Annotated in this window: 14 protein-coding genes; 5 read left to right on the top strand and 9 right to left on the bottom strand. The window is 72.5% G+C overall.

Translation table 11 applies throughout. The features are described from left to right. Window positions 1–14: 14 nt before the first annotated feature. Window positions 15–1,304, bottom strand: a complete 1,290-nt coding sequence (locus ACIGXW_RS25440) for an LCP family protein (protein WP_399575149.1) — start codon at window positions 1,302–1,304, stop codon at window positions 15–17. Window positions 1,305–1,413: 109 nt separating this feature from the next. Here ACIGXW_RS25440 and ACIGXW_RS25435 point away from each other — a divergent pair, with 109 nt between their 5' ends. Next, window positions 1,414–1,962, top strand: coding sequence for an acyl-CoA thioesterase (locus ACIGXW_RS25435; RefSeq protein WP_071965352.1), 549 nt, complete (start codon window positions 1,414–1,416; stop codon window positions 1,960–1,962). Window positions 1,963–1,977: 15 nt separating this feature from the next. Here ACIGXW_RS25435 and ACIGXW_RS25430 read toward each other — a convergent pair whose 3' ends face one another. Continuing rightward, window positions 1,978–3,468 (bottom strand): LCP family protein, encoded by a 1,491-nt coding sequence (locus ACIGXW_RS25430; protein WP_399575148.1) that lies wholly within the window; start codon window positions 3,466–3,468, stop codon window positions 1,978–1,980. A 221-nt stretch (window positions 3,469–3,689) separates the two neighbouring features. Here ACIGXW_RS25430 and ACIGXW_RS25425 point away from each other — a divergent pair, with 221 nt between their 5' ends. Next, window positions 3,690–4,709 carry a glycosyltransferase family 2 protein gene (locus ACIGXW_RS25425; protein ID WP_399575147.1) on the top strand — a complete coding sequence of 340 codons (1,020 nt, stop codon included), beginning with the start codon at window positions 3,690–3,692 and terminating at the stop codon, window positions 4,707–4,709. Between the two features lie 80 nt (window positions 4,710–4,789). Here the strand turns inward: ACIGXW_RS25425 and ACIGXW_RS25420 are convergent, their stop codons facing one another. From ACIGXW_RS25420 to ACIGXW_RS25405, 4 genes are all read right to left on the bottom strand, one after another. Next, window positions 4,790–6,613, bottom strand: coding sequence for an LCP family protein (locus ACIGXW_RS25420; protein ID WP_399575146.1), 1,824 nt, complete (start codon window positions 6,611–6,613; stop codon window positions 4,790–4,792). A 110-nt stretch (window positions 6,614–6,723) separates the two neighbouring features. Further along, window positions 6,724–8,481, bottom strand: a complete 1,758-nt coding sequence (locus ACIGXW_RS25415) for an LCP family protein (RefSeq protein ID WP_399575145.1) — start codon at window positions 8,479–8,481, stop codon at window positions 6,724–6,726. A gap of 272 nt (window positions 8,482–8,753) precedes the next feature. Further along, window positions 8,754–10,061 carry an LCP family protein gene (locus tag ACIGXW_RS25410; RefSeq protein WP_399575144.1) on the bottom strand — a complete coding sequence of 436 codons (1,308 nt, stop codon included), beginning with the start codon at window positions 10,059–10,061 and terminating at the stop codon, window positions 8,754–8,756. A 102-nt stretch (window positions 10,062–10,163) separates the two neighbouring features. Further along, the gene (locus tag ACIGXW_RS25405; RefSeq protein ID WP_071965354.1) at window positions 10,164–10,916 is read right to left on the bottom strand and encodes a TIGR03089 family protein; all 753 of its coding nucleotides are present in this window, start codon (window positions 10,914–10,916) and stop codon (window positions 10,164–10,166) included. A 127-nt stretch (window positions 10,917–11,043) separates the two neighbouring features. Between ACIGXW_RS25405 and ACIGXW_RS25400 the strand changes: the two genes are divergently transcribed. The 3 genes from ACIGXW_RS25400 to ACIGXW_RS25390 all read left to right on the top strand — a co-directional run bounded on the left by ACIGXW_RS25400 (window position 11,044) and on the right by ACIGXW_RS25390 (window position 14,694). Next, window positions 11,044–12,600 (top strand): N-acetylmuramoyl-L-alanine amidase, encoded by a 1,557-nt coding sequence (locus ACIGXW_RS25400; protein WP_399575143.1) that lies wholly within the window; start codon window positions 11,044–11,046, stop codon window positions 12,598–12,600. An 80-nt stretch (window positions 12,601–12,680) separates the two neighbouring features. After that, complete coding sequence (locus ACIGXW_RS25395) at window positions 12,681–13,763, top strand: sugar phosphate nucleotidyltransferase (RefSeq protein WP_399575142.1); 1,083 nt, start codon at window positions 12,681–12,683, stop codon at window positions 13,761–13,763. 19 nt (window positions 13,764–13,782) lie between these two features. Further along, window positions 13,783–14,694, top strand: a complete 912-nt coding sequence (locus ACIGXW_RS25390) for a DNA-3-methyladenine glycosylase family protein (protein ID WP_399575141.1) — start codon at window positions 13,783–13,785, stop codon at window positions 14,692–14,694. A 39-nt stretch (window positions 14,695–14,733) separates the two neighbouring features. Here the strand turns inward: ACIGXW_RS25390 and ACIGXW_RS25385 are convergent, their stop codons facing one another. The 3 genes from ACIGXW_RS25385 to ACIGXW_RS25375 are packed head-to-tail and all read right to left on the bottom strand — an operon-like array spanning window position 14,734 to window position 17,620. Next, entirely contained in the window at window positions 14,734–16,065 is a 1,332-nt protein-coding gene (locus tag ACIGXW_RS25385; RefSeq protein WP_399575140.1) for a coenzyme F420-0:L-glutamate ligase, read from the bottom strand. Beyond that, window positions 16,062–17,033, bottom strand: a complete 972-nt coding sequence (gene cofD, locus ACIGXW_RS25380; RefSeq protein ID WP_071964820.1) for a 2-phospho-L-lactate transferase — start codon at window positions 17,031–17,033, stop codon at window positions 16,062–16,064. Before cofD ends, ACIGXW_RS25385 begins: the two co-directional genes overlap by 4 nt. Window positions 17,034–17,092: 59 nt before the next feature. After that, window positions 17,093–17,620, bottom strand: a complete 528-nt coding sequence (locus tag ACIGXW_RS25375) for a cysteine dioxygenase family protein (protein ID WP_071964819.1) — start codon at window positions 17,618–17,620, stop codon at window positions 17,093–17,095. Between the last annotated feature and the right edge of the window lie 341 nt (window positions 17,621–17,961).

Genomic DNA, 17,961 nt, shown 5'->3' with positions numbered 1-17,961 from the left:
GCGCCCCGCCGGCGTCACTTGTCGGTGACGGTGACCCTCTGGTCCTTCTTCAGCTGCTCGAAGAGCTGCTTGGCCTTCGTCGTGTCCCACTTGACGGCCACGCCGTCGCTGCGGGTGGGGAAGTTCGGGTTGGCGATCGGCACGGTCATCTGCTGCCCGTCGCCGCCCGTGACGCCCTTCATCGCCCAGAACATGTCCATCAGGTCCCACAGCCCCATGTCCTTGTCGACGATGAGGGTGTCGAGGCCGGACCCGATGACGGGGTAGAGGCGGAACGGGTTGAGGATCGTGGCCGGGGAGGCCGCCTGCTTGGCGAGGGTGTTCAGGAACTTCTGCTGGTTGCGCATCCGGCCCAGGTCCTGGTCGGCCTCCTGGTGGCGCTGGCGGACGAACGCCAGCGACTGGGCGCCGTTCAGCTCCTGGCAGCCCGCCTTGAAGTCCGCGCCCGAGTCCCGGTCCTTCAGCGGCTTGTCCAGGCACATCTCCACGCCGCCGAGCGCGTCGACGAGGTTGCGGAAGCCGCCGAAGCCGATCTCCGCGTAGTGGTCGATGCGCAGCCCGGTGTTGAACTCGATGGTCTGCGCCAGCAGCTCCGGGCCGCCGTCCGCGTACGCCTGGTTGAGCTTGTGCGTGGCGGCGGGGAACTTCTTGCCCGACTGCTTGCCGGTGAAGGCGGGGATGGTGACGTAGGAGTCGCGCGGCAGGCTCAGCATCGTGGTGCCGTTGTCGCCCGTGTGCAGGATCATCATCGAGTCGGTGCGCTTGCCGTCGGCGGACCCGGTGTGCAGGTCCTTCTTGTCCTGGTCGGACAGGCCCTCCCGGCTGTCGGAGCCGACGATCAGGTAATTGGTGCCCTCGCCCGCCGCCGGGCGGTCCTGGACCTTGCTCAGGTCGACCTCGCGGCGCATCTTGCCGTCGGCCCAGAAGTAGGTGCCGATGGAGACGGCCAGCAGCGCGGTGACGAAGACGATCGCACCGATCTTGATGCGCTTGCGCCAGTTCGGCGCACCGGCGCGCGGGCCGCGGGCGCGCCCGCCGCCTGCCCCGGAGCCACCGCCGGGACCCGCGGGGGAGCCGGCCCCGGGCCCGTAGACCTGGCCGGTGCTGTAGCCGTCGTGGTCCCGGGGCGCCGGGGGGCCCTGCGGGGCGTGGGAGTCGTAGCCCTGGGGCGGTCGGTACTGCTGGGGCGGGGCGTCGCGCCGTACGTGCGGCAGGGCGTGGGCGCCCTCCGGCTCGGCGCTGGTGCTGCCGCGCCCGTACCGCTCGCGGCGGTCGGGGGTCCGCCCTTCGGGCCAATCGTTCATGCAACCGAGTGTGCCTGCCAGGACGCGCCGTCTCACAGGGAGGGCCGGTGCTGTTGCAGAGCTGATGCAAATCCGGCCCTATGCGGCGCCCCCGCATACAGTGGAGGGCATGAGCAATGAGGACCGGAGCCCGGAGTCGGACATATCCGGGAAGCCGACGTCGGCCGCCCGCACGACGCTCTCCCACATCATGACCGGCAGCGACACCAATCTGCTGGGTACCGTCCACGGCGGCGTGATCATGAAACTGGTGGACGACGTCGCCGGCGCGGTCGCCGGCCGGCACTCCGGCGGCCCCGCGGTCACCGCCTCCATGGACGAGATGGCCTTCCTGGAGCCGGTCCGGGTGGGCGACCTCGTGCACGTGAAGGCGCAGTGCAACTGGACCGGCCGGTCCTCCATGGAGATCGGCGTGCGGGTGCTCGCCGAGCGGTGGAACGAGTCCACCCCCGCCGTCCAGGTCGGCAGCGCCTATCTGGTCTTCGCCGCGGTCGACGAGGACGGCAAGCCCCGGCGCGTGCCGCCGGTGCTGCCCGAGACGGACAAGGACCGGCGGCGCTATCAAGAGGCGCAGATCCGGCGCACGCACCGGCTCGCCCGGCGCCGCGCGATCATGGAGCTGCGCGAGCAGCGCGCCGCCGAGGGCTTCGAGGACTGACCCCTCGCCCGCCTCCTATGCGCCCTCCGGGCAGACCACCTGGTCGCCCGTGACCACCGCGACGCCCCCGCTCCGCGGGTGCGGCGGGTCCTGCGCCCGTACCGGGTGCACCTGCGTGAAGTCCGGGCCCAGGGTCACCCGCATCAGCGGCCCCTGCCCCGGCACCGCCCGCAGCCGCGCCCCCGGCAGCGCGGCCGCCAGCGAGCGCACCGAGCGGTCCCAGCGCGGGTCGTAGGTGATCAGCGTGTGCTGGGCCGTGGGGTGCCTGGCGTCGGTGGGCAGGCCCGTGGTGGCGAAGCCCGTGGCGCGCAGCGCCTGGTCGGCCGTGCGGGCGAGCCCGTCGCGGCCACTGCCGTTGATGACCTGGACGCGCACCTGCTCGGGGGCCACCTCGACGGCCGTGGGGGGCTGCTCGCCCGTCCTGGCCGGGGGCTTGGCGTCGGCCGCCTGGTGCGGGGCGCGCGGGGCGGTGTTGACCGGGCGGTCCTCGCGCAGGGCCCGGAAGAGCCGGTCGGCCCCCGCCTCGTCCCACTTCACGGTCGAGCCGAGGTGCGGCACGGGGAAGTTCGCGACGGCGATCGGCACGGAGGTGAACTCCGCCGAGGCGGGCGTCAGGTTCCGCATCGCCTGGCCGAGCCCGATGAGCTCGTCGGTGCCGAAGCCCCGGTCGGCGCGGACCGAGCCGATGACGGCGGAGGCGACGTCCTGGAACTTCACCGGGTTCAGCAGCACCCCGCCGCTGGCCGCCTTATGCATCAAGGAGGCGAGGAACCGCTGCTGCCGCTGCATCCGGCCCAGGTCGGCGGCCCCGTCCAGATGCCGGGAGCGCACGTACTGCAGGGCCTGGCCGCCGTCGAGGTTGCTGGTGCCGGCCGGCAGGTCGAGCCCGGTGTAGGTGTCCTTGAGCGGCCGCACCGTGCACACCTGGACGCCGCCCACGGCGTCGACGGTCTTCATGAAGCTGGTGAAGTCGATCTCCATGTAGTGGTCGACGTGCACTCCGGTCAGGCGCTCCACCGAGCGCACGGTCAGCCCGGGGCCGCCCTCCGCGTACGCCGCGTTGAGCTTGACGGGGTGGGCGGGGCGGAACCTGCCGGTCTCGTCCGTGCGCTCGGGGATCTCCGTGTAGGTGTCGCGCGGCAGGCTGACCACGGTGGCCCGGTCGCGGTCGGCGGAGAGGTGGACGAGCATCACCGTGTCCGTGCAGTGGCAGGGGGCGCCGCCGAGGCGGTAGCGCTGCCGCTCCTCCTCGGTGATCTTGTCGCGGCCGTCGGTGCCGACGAGCAGCACGTTCATGCCCCGCCCGCCGCCCGGCCGGTCCGAGAGCCCCTCGAAGGCGTCGACGCGGCCGATGCCGTCCCCCAGCCCGGTGACCACCGCGTGCCCGATGCCGCCCGTGCCCAGCACCGCCACCGCCGCCCCCGTGGCCAGACGCTTGCCCCAGTGCGCACGGCGGGTCCGGTACCGGGTCGTGCGCTGACGGGAGGATCGGGCCGGTGCGGTCACTTCGAGACCTCCGCGACGAGCGGTCGGAACACGGGGGAGACATCTGCGCAGAAAGTGCGAACACCGTAGGCCCATACGATGAACTGTCTGCGGCCCCACGCCGTCCGCAGCGCCCCGGCCACCCGGGCGGGGCGGGACCCCGTCCCCCATTGGCGGTAACGTGACGGACGTTTCCACCGACCGCCGGGGGGTTCCCCCGACCCCCGTACCCCCGAGGAACCATGCCCGATCAGCAGCTGCCCGCCGTTTCCGTGATCATGCCGGTGCTCAATGAAGAGCGGCATCTGCGCACCTCCGTGCGACACATCCTGGAGCAGGAGTATGCCGGTGAGCTGGAGGTGGTGATCGCCCTCGGACCGTCCACCGACCGCACCGACGAGATCGCCGCGGAGCTGGTCCGGGAGGACTCCCGGGTCCATACCGTGCCGAATCCCACGGGTCGCACCCCCGCCGCGCTGAACGCGGCGATCAAGGCCTCGCGTCACCCGATCGTGGTACGGGTCGACGGCCACGGCATGCTCTCCCCGGACTACATCGCCACGGCCGTGCGACTGATGGACGAGACCGGCGCCCAGAACGTGGGCGGCATCATGCACGCCGAGGGCGAGAACGACTGGGAGCGGGCCGTCGCGGCCGCCATGACCTCGAAGATCGGGGTGGGCAACGCGGCGTTCCACACCGGCGGCGCGGCGGGCCCCGCCGAGACCGTGTACCTGGGCGTCTTCCGGCGCGAGGTGCTGGAGCGGCAGGGCGGGTACAACGAGGAGTTCATCCGCGCCCAGGACTGGGAGCTGAACTTCCGCATCCGTGAGGCCGGCGGCCTGATCTGGTTCTCGCCGGAGCTGAAGGTCTCCTACCGGCCCCGGCCCAATGTCCGTGCCCTGGCCAAGCAGTACAAGAACTACGGGCGCTGGCGGCACGTCGTCGCCCGCTACCACCAGGGCTCGATCAACCTGCGCTACCTCGCGGCCCCGGCCGCCGTCCTCGCCATCGCGGCGGGTGTGGTCGTGGGTGCGGTCGTCACCCCGTGGGGCCTGATCGTGCCGGCCGGGTACCTGGCGGCCATCACGGCCGGCTCGGTGCCGGCGGGCAAGGGACTGCCCGCCGGGGCGCGGCTGCGCATCCCGGTGGCGCTGGCGACGATGCACATGTCGTGGGGCTTCGGCTTCCTCACCAGCCCGCGCTCGCTCGCCAAGAAGGTCATCGCCAGCCGCCGGCCGGCGGTCCGCGCGGAGCAGTAGGCAGAGTCAGGCAGACGCGGCGGCCGCCCGGGGAGACCCGGGCGGCCGTTGCACGTTCGGAAGCGGCGGCCGCTCCGCGCTCAGAAGCGGTTGAGCGTGTTGACCTTCATGCAGGCCGACCTGTCGTCGCCGTTGAGCGGGTCGGAGCTCTCGGGGGCCTTGTTGTCCCCCTTGCCGTCACCCTTCTTCTGGCCGCTCTTGCCGTCAGCGTCCTTGGGGTCCTTGTCCCCCTTGCCGTCCTTCTCGCCCGGCGTGCCGGACGGACCGGCGGCCGGCTCGTCGCCCTCGGTCCTGGGGTAGGCCGTGCCCTTGCGCCAGTCCCCGCCGACGACCAACGTGATCTGCTGGACCTCGGGGGAGTGGCGCACCGCGCTCTCCGGCAGGCCGAGAGCCTTGGCCACGGCCAGGGCGTCGCCGCGCTGCGTGGCCCTCGGATAGGTGATCGTGGTGTCCGCCTGGGCCCGGGGCGTGGAGTCCGAGGTGGCCTTGGCGAAGCCCTCCTTGACCAGGAAGGCGGCGATGTCGGAGCCGCGGCCGGTGGCCGGGGGCTCCACGGCGGTGCCGGTGCCGTTGAACACCGTGACCGCGATGTCCGACTTGCGGGTGACGGGGGCGGTGGGCGGCGGGTTCTTGTCGTCCTTCTTCTTGTCCTTGCCGTCCAGCGCGATGTCGTTGCGGACGAGCGAGAACAGCTTGTCGGCGTCGCCCGGCTTGGGGACCACGTGCGCGTCCGGGTTCTGCGGGTCCGTGGCCCACGGCATGGTGGTCATGGTGATCCGGCCGGAGGGCACCCGCTTCATGTCGTTGCCGAGCTCGTAGAGGGCCTTGACCGAGCCGAGGTCCTTGTCGACGGTGAGCGCCTTGGTGGCCGCCTCGGCGAGGCCGGTGAGCTGGCCGGGGTCGGTGAGCTTGGTGCCGGACTTGAGCTGACGCACCATCGCGTTCATGTACATGTGCTGGGCGTGGGTGCGGCCGATGTCGCTGCCGTCCTCGAAGCCGTGCCGGGTGCGCAGCCACTGCAGGGCCTGCTTGCCCTTGATGGTGTGCGTGCCCTTGGTCAGCCGCAGGCCGGACTTGTCGTCGTAGACGTTGGCGTCCACGCAGACCGGCACGCCGCCGACCGCGTCGGCCATGTTCACCACGCCGGAGAAGTCGATCATCATGAAGTGGTCGATGGGGATGCCGGTGAGCTCCTCCCATGTGGCGACCGTGCAGCCGGGACCGCCGTTGCCCAGGCTGGTGTTGATGATCTGCCGGTCGGTGCCCTTGTAGACCTTGCCGCTCTCGGGGTCGGTGCACTTGGGGATGGTCACCCGGGTGTCGCGCGGGACGCTGATGACCGACATGTTGCTGCGGTCGGCCGAGACGTGCACCAGCATCTGGACGTCGGCGAGCGGGGGCCGGTCGGCGTCGTCGCGGGCGCCGCCGAGGGCGACGTTCTCCTTGCTGCCCCGGCTGTCGGAGCCCAGGATCAGGATGTTCAGCGGGCGCTGGCCCTCGGCGTTGGCGACGCTGCGGTCGAGCTGCTTGTCACCGAGGTTGAGCTTGTTCTTCCTGATGTTGCCGTTGAGGTGCTCGTAGTAGAAGTACCCCGCGGCCGACACCCCGAGGATCAGGAGCGAGAGGCCGAGCGCGGTCCAGCGGGCTATGCGCCCGATGCGGCGGCGGCGTGGACCGCCGCCGGATATGGAGCCGGACCCGCCGGAGCCCGCGCCGTCGGACTCCTTGGCGCCCTTCTCGTCCTTGGCGCCCTTGCCCTCGTCGGAGCCACCGGTCCCGGAGGTGCCCGACGTGCCGGAGACCTTCGGGGCCTTCGCGTCCTTCGAGCCCTTGGACTCCCCGGACTGCTTGGCCTCGTGGGGCTCGTTGGCCCGTTCTCCCCGCACGCCGCTGCTCTGCCGCATCGGGCCTCCCCTGAATGGTGCGTCCGGCCCGATGGGCAGGCGTGATGTAACCGAAGTCGTACCTGATGAGTATTACTGGCCAATGAGATGCGAAAGGCCGTTAGCGGGGTTCACTTCGCGCAGATGTTGTTATCGTCCGCTTCGACCTTCTGGATCCCCTCGGGCGCCTTGTCCGGAGCCGAGACCGGGGTGCCCGCGCCCTTGAAGTCCGCGCCGAGCGTGAGCTTCATCTCCGCCGTGGGCGCGGCGTCGCCCGAGCCCTGCTTCAGGGCGTCGGCGGGCAGGCCCATGGCCTCCGCGAGCCGGCGGGCCTGGTCGGCCTGGTTGGGGGCGAACTCCAGGGTGGTCTTGTCCTTCTTCCCGTCCGAGGCGTTGCCGCCGTTGCTGGTGCGGGTCATGCCCTTGGAGTTCTGCATCCAGCTGACGGTCTCGCCCGCGGCCCCGACCTTGCCGCTGCCGTTGAACACCTTGACCCGTACGTTCGCGGGCTCGGCCTTCGGTCCCTCCAGCAGTGCCGCCTGCTTGGCGTCGGCCTGCTCCTGGGCCTTCTTCTCCTTCTCCTTCACCTCGGTGAGGGAGACGTCCTGCCGGACCATGGCGAAGAGGGGCTCGGCCTTCGCCTTGTCCAGAACGACCGTCTTGTGCTTCTTGCCCTCGGCGGGGTTGTCGACGACGGGCACGGTCGCGAAGGTGATGTTCTTCAGATTGACCTTGCTGAGCTCCTTGGCCAGGGCGGTCAGCTTGGACACGGAGCCTATGCCGGTGTCGACGGTGAGCGAGTTGGTCGCGGCGTCGGCGAGGTCGTAGAGCTTCTTGGGGTTGGTGAGAGTGTCGCCGGCCTTCATCTTCCGGATCATCGAGCTCAGGAACTGCTGCTGCAGCTCGATCCGGCTGAGGTCGCCGCCGAAGCCCACCGAGTGCCGGGTCCGTACGAACGCCAGGGCCTGCTCGCCCTCGACCGTGTGCCGCCCCTTGCCCAGCTTCAGGTGCGAGTCGGCGTCGTTGATGTCCTTGGCCAGGCACACCTCGACGCCGCCGACCGCCGAGGACAGCTTCTTGACGGCGTTGAAGTCGGCCATCATGAAGTGGGTGACCTTCAGGCCCGTCAGCTGCTCGACGGTCCGCCAGGTGCAACCGGGGTCGCGCTCCTCCTGGCCCAGGCTCTCGTTGAAGCGGACGCCCTTGGAGCCGGGGATGGTCCTGGTGGTGCCGCCCTTCTTGGTGGGGCAGGCCGGGATGTCCGTGATCAAGTCGCGCGGGATGGACAGCGCGGTGGCGTTCGTACGGTCCTCGGAGACGTGGAACAGCAGCGTGGTGTCGGCGTGCCCGACGCTGCCGTCGTCGCCGTACCCGGTGTTGCCGCTGCCGGAGCGCTTGTCGGTGCCGATGATCAGGATGTTGACCGGGCCCTTGGTGACGGCGTCGTTGTTGATGCCGACGTCGACCTTGTCGATGTTGTTGTTGAAGTGCTGGTAGAGCAGATAGCCGCCGACCGAGGTGACGACCAGCACCACGCCGATCGTGCCCCCGGTCCACATCAGCGCCTTCTTCTTGACGCTCTTCTTGGGCTTCGGCTTGCGGCGGCCCGTGGTCGCCTTGGCCGCGCCCGCCCGCCGTCCGCCCCCGGTGCCGCGCTGTCCGGGCACATTGCGCCCGCCGCCGGGCTTCGGCTTCTGCCGGGGCGCCGCCGAAGGCTTGGCGGCGGCCCGGGGAGCGGAAGGCGTCGCGGCGGGGGCGCCGCCGGACGGCGTCGCCACCGGTTCCCCGTCATGGTCAAGACGCAGCTCGTAGCTGCCCGTTTCGGGGTCGAACACCCACTGGTCGGCGGGGTCGATGCCGCCCGCTCGCCCACGGCCTTGCGCGTCCACGGTCGCTTGAATCCTCCGTCGGTGCCACGCGGCGCCTACCCCCCGAGGCGCTCGAATGTCGTCTGTGCAGTGCGCGGTCAGCCGGCCGTGCGCACCGGATCGCTCACACTATCCGCCCAGTTCAGCGTCGAGCGACACCGGTGACAAATTGCACTCGCCTACAACTGGGCAATCTGCCCAATCCCTTCGCGGGGACGGATGTTGCAACGAACATCGGCACGAAAAGGTTTCTGCACCTTTTGCCGATTTTATTGGCGTTCTTTGCGCGCGGGTCAGCCGCAGACGCCGTGCGCGGCGGTGGTGCCCTCGTAGGTGGGCGGCGTGGTGGGCAGCGGCGAGGGGGAGGGCGACGGCGAGGGCGCCATGGACGGCGAGGGCGGTGCCACGGACCCGTAGGTCCCTTCCGACCCCTCGGCGCTCTCCCGTCCCTCGGGTTCGGGCTCGACGGCGGGCCGGCGGCCCCCCGGCTTGCCGTCGGCCGGCCGCACGTGCGCGCTCACCGACACCGGCCGGTCCATGCGCAGCTGTTGGAAGAGCTGGTCCGCGTCCGGCTGCACGAGCTCGTCGCGGGCGCTGTTGTACGGGTACGGGTGGCGCGGCACCGTCAGGAACTGCACGCGCTCGGTGGGGATGTCCCGCACGGTTCGCACGAGGTTGTACATCTTCTTGAGCGAGTCGAGCCCGGCGTCCGTGGTCAGGGACTTGGTGGCCGCGTCGAGCACCGGGTAGAGCCGCGCCGGGTTGAGCAGCACGCCGTCGCTCTGCATCTCCTGCACCAGGGCGCCCAGGAACAACTGCTGACGCCCCATCCGCTCGGTGTCGCTGCCGTTCCCGAGGCTGTAGCGGGCCCGGACGTAGCCCAGCGCCTGCTCGCCGTGCAGCACCTGGCGGCCGGCGGGCAGCTTCAGTTTCGCCTCCCGGTCGTCCACGGGGCGCTTCAGGCACACCTCGACCCCGTCGATGGCGTCGACCAGGGCCTTGAACCCCATGAAGTCCAGCACGATGTGATGGTCGATCCGGATCCGGGTGATGTTCTCCACGGTCCGGATGGTGCAGGCGGTGCCGGCGAGCTCGTACGCCCAGTTGAACTGCGCGAACCGCTCATTGGTGTACGAGCCGTCGGGCCGCCGGCAGCTGGGGATCTTCGCCATCAGGTCGCGGGGGAGGCTGACGGCGGTGGCGCTCTTCCGGTCGGCCGCCAGGTGCAGCAGGATCGTGGTGTCCGAGCGCTGGCCGCCGCTGTCCTCGCCGTACTTGCCGTTGCCCGCGCCGGCGCGGGTGTCGGACCCGATGATCAGGATGTTCTGGGCGCCGCTGACCAGGGCGCTGGGGCGCTCCTTCTCCCAGCGGCGCAGCTCGTCGGCGGTCTCGGTGTCGGTGGTGATGTTGCTGTCGAGCCGCTCGTAGAGCACCCAGCCGATCCCGGCGGACGTGAGCAGCAGGACCACCAGGCCCACCACCAGCCGGCGCAGCCACAGCCGGCGCCGCCCCCGGCGTCGTCCCGGCGCGGGCGTCCGCCCGGGCGGCCCCCCGGCGAAGGGGCCGCCCGGCCGGCCGGGGCTGCCAGGGCGGTTGGTCACGGCTGCGCTGCGTCCCTCCTGCGCTCGGTCGGCGGCGTGCGTGCTGCGACGCGTGTACGCACGTACCGCCGATCATCGCCCCGGCGCGGCGCCGCGGCAGCGTCAGAGGGCCGTCACGGTGACGCGCTCGCTCTCGCGGCGCTTGTCCAGGCCGCCGCCGGAGAGGCGGTCGAGGTGGCGGCACAGCACGACGGAGCCGCCCGCGGCGAGCGGGGCGAAGAGCCCGGCGGACAGGCCCTCCCAGTTGTCGTACGGCAGCCCCGACAGCAGCCGCGAGCCCGGGCCGAGGCCGTGCTGGTGGGCATCGGTGCGGGCCTTCTCCACCAGCTGCGCCCCCGTCAGCTCCAGGCCGCCCACGGCGAGCGCGGGCGCGTCGGGGTCCACGGGCGCGTACGGGGCGAAGCGGTCGCCCTGGGAGGGCACCTCGACGGCGTAGTCGGCGAAGCCGGCCGGCGGCTCGGGGAAGCGCCCGCCCAGGGGGCGCAGCGCCAGCGCCACGCGCTCTCCGGAACAGGCCCGAGCCTCCTCCAGGGTGTCCGGCCCGCTGACGACCAGATCGGCACCGGCCGCATCGCCCCCCACCTCGGCGACCACGCCGACGGAGGAACAGGCCAGCAGCCAGACGGCGGTCTGCCAGTGCGCGGGCAGCAGCAGCGCGAGCCGGTCACCGGGTTCGGCGGCCAGCTCGCCCTGGAGCAGATTGGCGGTCTTCGCCACCCAATTGGCGAAGGTGGCCACGGACAGTTCCACGCGCTCGCCGGTGGCGTCGTCGTAGAAGGTCACGAGCGGGCGGGCCGGGTCCGCGGCGAGCGCGGAACGCAGCAGGTCGGCGGGGGTGCGATCGGTGGCGTTCATCGGCGTCAGGGTACGCGGCGGGGGCGGCGGCGGTCAGCCGCGCGGCGGGCTTCCGGGGCCCCTGGGGCCGACTCGCCGTCAGTATGTGAATGGACATATTTGTCTGGTTATGCCCAGGATTTCAGGCATGCGTGGAATTCTTGTCTCCTCGACCGTCGCCGTCTGCGCCGCCGCGCTGCCCCTGGCGTTTCTGGCCGCCCCCTCCGGAGCCTCGTCCGGCGGTCCCGACGGAGCCTCAGCTTCCGCTTCCGCCACCCCGCGCGCCGCCGGGGCGCGCCCGGCCGCCGTGCCGGGCGCCACGGACTCGCTGCGTCTCCTGCCGCTCGGCCCCACGCGTCGCGCGGCCGGGCACGTACGGCGCGGCGGGGCGCAGGGGTTGCCGCCCCGCGAGGTCGCGCCCTTCTCGCTGGTCGGCATCGTCTGGGACGACGCCACCACCGAGCTGCACGGCCGGGCGCAGGTGCGCACGCGCGCGGCGGGCACCACGGCCTGGTCGGGCTGGCAGGACATCCAGACGCACGACGACGACCGCCCCGACCTCGACTCGCCCGAGGCCCGCCGCCGCAGCCTGCGCGGCTCCACCGCCCCCCTGTGGGTGGGCGCCTCCGACGCCGTCCAGGTCCGGGTCAGACCCGAGGCGACCACCGGCCGGACCTCCGACAAGCAGGCCCTGCCCTCCGGACTGCGCGTCGAGCTGGTCGACCCCGGCAAGGACCCCTCGCCCCGCGACCGGAAGCGGCCGGCGCGCCGGCACGCGCCGGCGCCCTCCGAGGAGGAGACGGCGAGCTCGGCCGTCAACCACCCGCTGGCGCCGCTGGGGGCGCTCGAGATCCCGGCGGCGGGCAAGACGGAGTCGGAGAAGGACGTCGAGGCCACGCGCGTGGACCCCAAGAGCGCCTCCGACGGCCGGGTGGCGGCGGACGGCCACGACGACACGGACCCCGAGGAGGACGCCGAGAACGAGACCACGGAGTCCTCCCCCGAGGCGTCGCCCGAGGTCACCCCGGCGGCCTCCCCGGAGACGTCGCCCGACACCGGCGAGACCCTCGCGGACAACGCCGACCCCGCCGTCGCCCACCACGTCGGCCCGCGCCCGCGGATCGTCACGCGGGCCGGCTGGGGCGCCGACGAATCGATCCGCGAGCGGGGCTTTCCGTACACCAGGACCGTGCGCGCCGCTTTCGTCCACCACACGGCCTCCGGCAACGGCTACAGCTGTGCGCAGTCCGCCTCCGTCATTCGCGGTATCTACCGCTACCACGTGGTGAGCAGCGGCTGGCGGGACATCGGGTACAACTTCCTCATCGACAAATGCGGCACGGTGTACGAGGGCCGGGCAGGCGGTGTGGCGAAACCCGTCAGAGGTGCCCATACTCTCGGTTTCAACACCAACAGCATGGGCATCGCCGTACTCGGATCGTTCGGGAGGAGCAACCCGCCGGCCGCCGTGGTGAACGCCGTGGCCCGCCTGACCGCATGGAAGCTCGGCCTCTACGACGTCAACCCGCTCGGCACCGCGGGCCTGGTCTCCGGTGGCGGAAACCTCTACAAGAAGGGCACCTCGGTCAGGCTCAAGGTCATCTCCGGGCACCGCGACGGCTACGCCACCGAATGCCCCGGTGACCGCCTCTACAACCGGCTCGGCGCCGCCCGCGCCACGGCGGCCCGGCTCCAGGGCCGCTGACCGGGCGCAGCGGAGCCTCACGTTCTGCATACACTGGCCGCCGATCACGGCCCGGCCCCAGCAGGAAGCAGAGACGACAGGTGACAGAAGCGATCCTCCTGGTCGGCGGCAAGGGAACCCGGCTGCGCCCGCTGACGGTGCACACGCCCAAGCCCATGGTTCCGGCGGCGGGCGTCCCGTTCCTCACCCACCAGCTCGCGCGCGCCCGCGCCGCCGGGGTCGAGCACATCGTGCTCGCCACGTCCTACCTGGCCGAGGTCTTCGAGCCGTACTTCGGCGACGGCTCGGCGCTCGGCCTGCACATCGAATACGTGACCGAGGTGGAACCCCTGGGCACCGGCGGCGCCATCCGCAACGTGGCCTCGCGCCTGCACTCCGCCCCGGACGACCCGGTCCTGATCTTCAACGGCGACATCCTCACGGGCCTGGACATCGAAGCGCTGGTGGACACGCACCGCACCAGCAACGCGGACGTCTCCCTCCACCTGACCCGGGTCGAGGACCCCAGGGCCTTCGGCCTGGTCCCCACGGACGCGACGGGCAAGGTGCAGGCCTTCCTGGAGAAGCCCCAGACGCCCGAGGAGATCGTCACCGACCAGATCAACGCGGGCGCGTACGTCTTCAACCGCTCGGTGATCGACACCATCCCCGCGGACCGCCCGGTCTCCGTGGAACGCGAGACGTTCCCCGGCCTCCTGGCGGCCGGCGCCCACCTCCAGGGCATGGTCGACTCCACGTACTGGCTGGACCTCGGCACCCCGCAGGCCTTCGTGCGCGGCTCCGCCGACCTGGTCCAGGGCCGCGCCCCGTCCCCGGCGGTCCCGGGCCGCTGCGGCGACCGGCTGGTCCTCGACGGCGCCGAGGTGGCCCCCGACGCCAAGCTCATGGGCGGCACGGTCATCGGCGCGGGAGCCCGCGTCGAGCCGGGCGCGCGCATCGACGGCAGCACGGTCCTGGACGGCGCGGTGATCGAGGCCGGGGCCCACGTCCGCGACTCCCTCGTCGGCGCCGGCGCCCGCATCGGGGCCCGTACGGTCCTGGACGGCGCGGTCATCGGCGACAACGCCCACATCGGCGCCGACAACGAACTGCGCGCGGGCGCCCGCATCTGGTGCGACGCCCGCATCCCGCAGGGCGCGATCCGCTTCTCGTCGGACCAGTAGAACGCCGTACCCTGGCCGGATGGCCACCCGCACCTGGGTACCGCCCGGCGGCGGCCCGTACGACCTGGACCGCACCCTGTGCGTCCTGGCCCGCGGCCCCGGCGACCCGGCCTACCGCACGACACCGGACGGCTCCCTCTGGCGCGCCTCGCGCACGCCCGAGGGCCCCGGCACCCTGCGCCTGACGGCCCGCGACGGCGAGGTCCACGCCGAGGCGTGGGGCCCGGGCGCGGACTGGTTCCTGGAGCACCTGCCCACCCTCCTCGGCGCGTCGGACGTCCCGGCGGCCTTCACCCCCCGCCACCGCCTGCTCCACGAGGCGCACCGCCGCAACCCGGGCCTGCGGCTGGCGCGCACCGGCCTGGTCCTGGAGTCGCTGATCCCCTCGATCCTCGAGCAGAAGGTCACCAGCGACGAGGCGTACCGCGCCTGGCGCCGCCTCCTGCAGCGCCACGGCGAACCGGCCCCCGGCCCGGCCCCCGAGGGCCTGCGCGTGATGCCGGACCCCCGGGCCTGGGCCTTGATCCCCTCCTGGGAGTGGCACAAGGCCGGCGTGGACACCAAGCGCTCGGCGACGATCGTCCGGGCCGCCCGGGCGGCGGCGCGCCTGGAGGAGACGGCGACGATGGACGAGCCCCAGGCGTCGGCCCGCCTCCAGCTGATTCCCGGGATCGGCCCCTGGACGGCGGCGGAGACCCTGCAGCGCACCCACGGCTCTCCGGACGCGGTCACCGTGGGCGACCTGCATCTGCCGAGGATCGTCGGCTACGCCCTGACCGGGTTCCGCGGGGCGGATGACGAGGCGATGCTCGAGTTGTTGGCGCCGTACGAGGGGCAGAGGCATCGGGCGTGCCGGCTGATTCTGCTGAGTGGGGTGACCCTGCCCCGACGCGCGCCGCGCTTCTCGGTACGGGACTTCAGCCACATGTAAACCCGTCCCGCCCCGCCCCCGCCCCACGACGGCGGGGGGCTACCGCACCACGAGGAACCCCGAAGCATCCCGAGGGGCCCGCTCCGGCGCAGGGGCGGCGGGCCGCCCCACAGCGATGGCACCCATCGGATCCCACCCCTCAGGCAGCGCCAGAACCTTCCGCACCACCGAGCGGCAGAACATCGTCGAGGAGACCCACGCCGACCCCAGCCGCTCACCGGCCAGCGCCACCAGGAAGTTCTGCACGGCGGCCCCCGCCGCCACCACGAACATCTCCCGCTCCGCCGCCGACCGCCGCGCGTCGGGGTACGTGTGCGCCCCGTCCATCACCAGGCACGGCACCACCAGATACGGCGCCTTCCGCAGCACATCGCCCCGCCGCACCCGCTTGGCGATGCTCTCCTCCGAGCGCCCGTCCGCCCGCAGGTCCGCGATCCACGCGTCCCGCATGGCGTCCAGCAGCTCCGTCCGCGCCGCCTCGGTCTCGAGCAGCACGAACCGCCACGGCGTCGTGTGATGCGGCGCCGGCGCCGTCACGGCGGCGGCCACGGCCCGCCGCACCGCCCCCGGATCGACGGGATCGTCGGTGAACTCCCGGACGGTGCGCCGCAGCGACACCGCCTCCTTCACGGCCTCCGAGGTGCCCAGCCGGAACATGTCGTCGACGGCGGGCCGCACCAGCCAGCGCGCACCCTGTTCGTCGGCCTGTTCGCCGGCTTCGGTGACCACATGCGGCAGTCCCCGCACCACGGCCACCGGCAGGCCCCCGGCCTTGCCCTTGACCAGGTCACCGGCGGCGGCGAGCTCGTCGACCGTCGCCACCACCGTCGCGACCAGCGGATTGCCGTACGCGTCCACGCCACCGCGCAGGTCGTCGGCGACCCGTACGCCCGCCGCGCCGATCGCGAAGTCCGTCACGCCCTTGCGCCAGGGCCGGCCGGCGGTGTCGGTGATGACGACGCCCACGTCCACCCGCAAGGTGTCCCGCAGACCGTCGCGGATCCGCCGGGCCGAGGCGTCGGGATCCTCGGGCAGCAGCAGAACCGTCCCGGCGCGGGTGTTGGACGCGTCCACCCCGGCGGCGGCCATCACGAGCCCCAGCCGGTTCTCCACGACGCGCAGCGTGCCGCGCCGGGCCACCAGCCGTACGGTCTCGGCGTCGATCGCGGCCTCGCGGTCCTCGGCGGCGAGGATCCGGCCCTCGGCCTTGCTGAGGATCTTCGAGGTGACGACGAGGACGTCGCCGTCGGCGAGCCCGGGCAGCCCCTCGCCCAGGGCGGCACCGGCGATGAGCTTCACCAGGTCGTCCCCGGGGCGCACCTCGGGGATGCCGGGCAGGGCCCAGACCCGGTACTCGGGAGCCGCGCTCACGCCCGTACCTCCTCGGCGAGCGCCAGCGCCTCGCGGGCCATGGCGGCCGTCGCCTCGACGTCGGTCATCATCAGAGGCACGGCCCGGCACCGGATCCCGGCTTCCTCGACCTCGGCCACGGCGTCCGCGTCGACGGAGTCGACCAGCCACCCGTCGAGCAGCCCGGAGCCGTAGTGCCGTGCGACGGCGGCGGCCGTGGACTCGACGCCGACGGCGGCGAGCACCTTGTCGGCCATGCCCCGCACCGGCGAGCCGCCGACGATGGGGGAGAGTCCGACGACGGGGGCCGCGGCGTCCGCGACGGCCTCCCGGATGCCCGGCACGCCCAGGATGGTGCCGACGCTGACGACGGGATTGGACGGCGGGAAGAGAATGACATCGGCCTCGGCGACGGCCTCGAGCACGCCCGGCGCCGGCTTGGCCTGCTCGGCCCCGACCGGAATGATCGCGTGGGCGGGCGACGAGGCCCGCATCCGCACCCAGTACTCCTGGAAGTGCACGGCCTTGCGCGCACCGTCCGTACCCTCTGGATCATCGACGAGAACATGCGTCTCGACGCGATCGTCACTCATGGGCAGCAACCGCACCCCCGGCTCCCACCGCGCGCACAGCGCCTCGGTGACGGCGCTGAGCGGATAGCCCGCGCCGAGCATCTGGGTCCGCACGATGTGCGTGGCGAAGTCGCGGTCGCCGAGCCCGAACCACGCGGGCCCCACGCCGTAGGCGGCGAGCTCGTCCTTGACGGCGAAGGTCTCGCCGGCCCGCCCCCAGCCCTGCTCCTCGTGGATGCCGCCGCCGAGGGTGTACATCACGGTGTCGAGGTCGGGACAGACCTTGAGCCCGAACAGGTGGATGTCGTCACCGGTGTTGCCGATGACGGTGATCTCCGCGTCGGGGACTGCTGACTTGAGGCCACGGAGGAAGCGGGCGCCCCCGATCCCGCCGGCCAGAACCACAATGCGCTGCATGCCTGCAGTCTGTCAGCAGCGAGCCCCGGATCAGCAGATGGGCCTGGCGAAGGGCCCGGCTAACGCGAGCTGTCGACGGCGGTGCCGGCGGAAGTCCTGGCGAGGGCGCCGCAGTGCGCGTCCGCCCGGTGCATGGGCATCTCGGTCAGCCCGGGGAAGTAGACGTGCAGGCTCACGGCGGGCTCGAGCGAGTCGTTGACGATCTCGTGGACGTAGCCCGGCGCGAAGACGCGCTGTGCGCCGGCGCCCAGGGCGCGGCGTGCGCGCCGGTCGTCGCCGGAGTGCTCGGTCAGCTCGCCGCGCAGCACGGTCAGCACGCCGGAGGAGCGGCCGTGGTCGTGCAGCCCGCTGCCCTGCCCGGGCACCCAGCTCAGCAGCCAGACCTCGTAGCCGGGGCCGGTGCGTAGCCGGTGGTACCAGCGGCTGGCGGCGTCGTAGCGCACGAGCGGGGCCCAGGAGGCGGTGTCGGCGGCCAGGGAGCGGGCCAGGCCGGCGAACTCGGCGACGGTGGCGGGGTGGGCGGCGGGCGGCGGCATCAGGTGCGGGACGGCGAGCGGGTCGCCGGCGATCTGGACGTCGCTGTTCATGTGAGTGGGTTCCTCGGCGGTATGCGGGCGGCGGCACGGGGCGGGCGGGAGCCGTGACGAGCGGGAGCGCGAGCGGAAAGGGGTACGTCCGTACCGGAGCGGGCACGGGCCCGGCGGTATCGGCAGAACCGGAAGCGGCCCCGGAGGGGCGGAGGGATCAGCTGGAGCGGAAGCGTCGCGGCATCAACAGCTGGAACAGCGACAGCGCGCCTGGACAGCACAGCGGGACCCGTAGGCACGGGTCAGGCTGAGAGTCCCCATGGCAGAGGCCAGGGGAAGCGAGGTCGCTGGCATGCGAACAAGAAGACCGGCTCGATGGGCCTGTGTCAACCGAGTGTCCC

The sequence above is a fragment of the Streptomyces sp. NPDC053079 genome, from assembly GCF_044546695.1.
Classification (GTDB): domain Bacteria; phylum Actinomycetota; class Actinomycetes; order Streptomycetales; family Streptomycetaceae; genus Streptomyces.
Note: the sequence above shows the minus strand (reverse complement) of the source record. Positions and strands in the feature narration are given on the sequence as shown.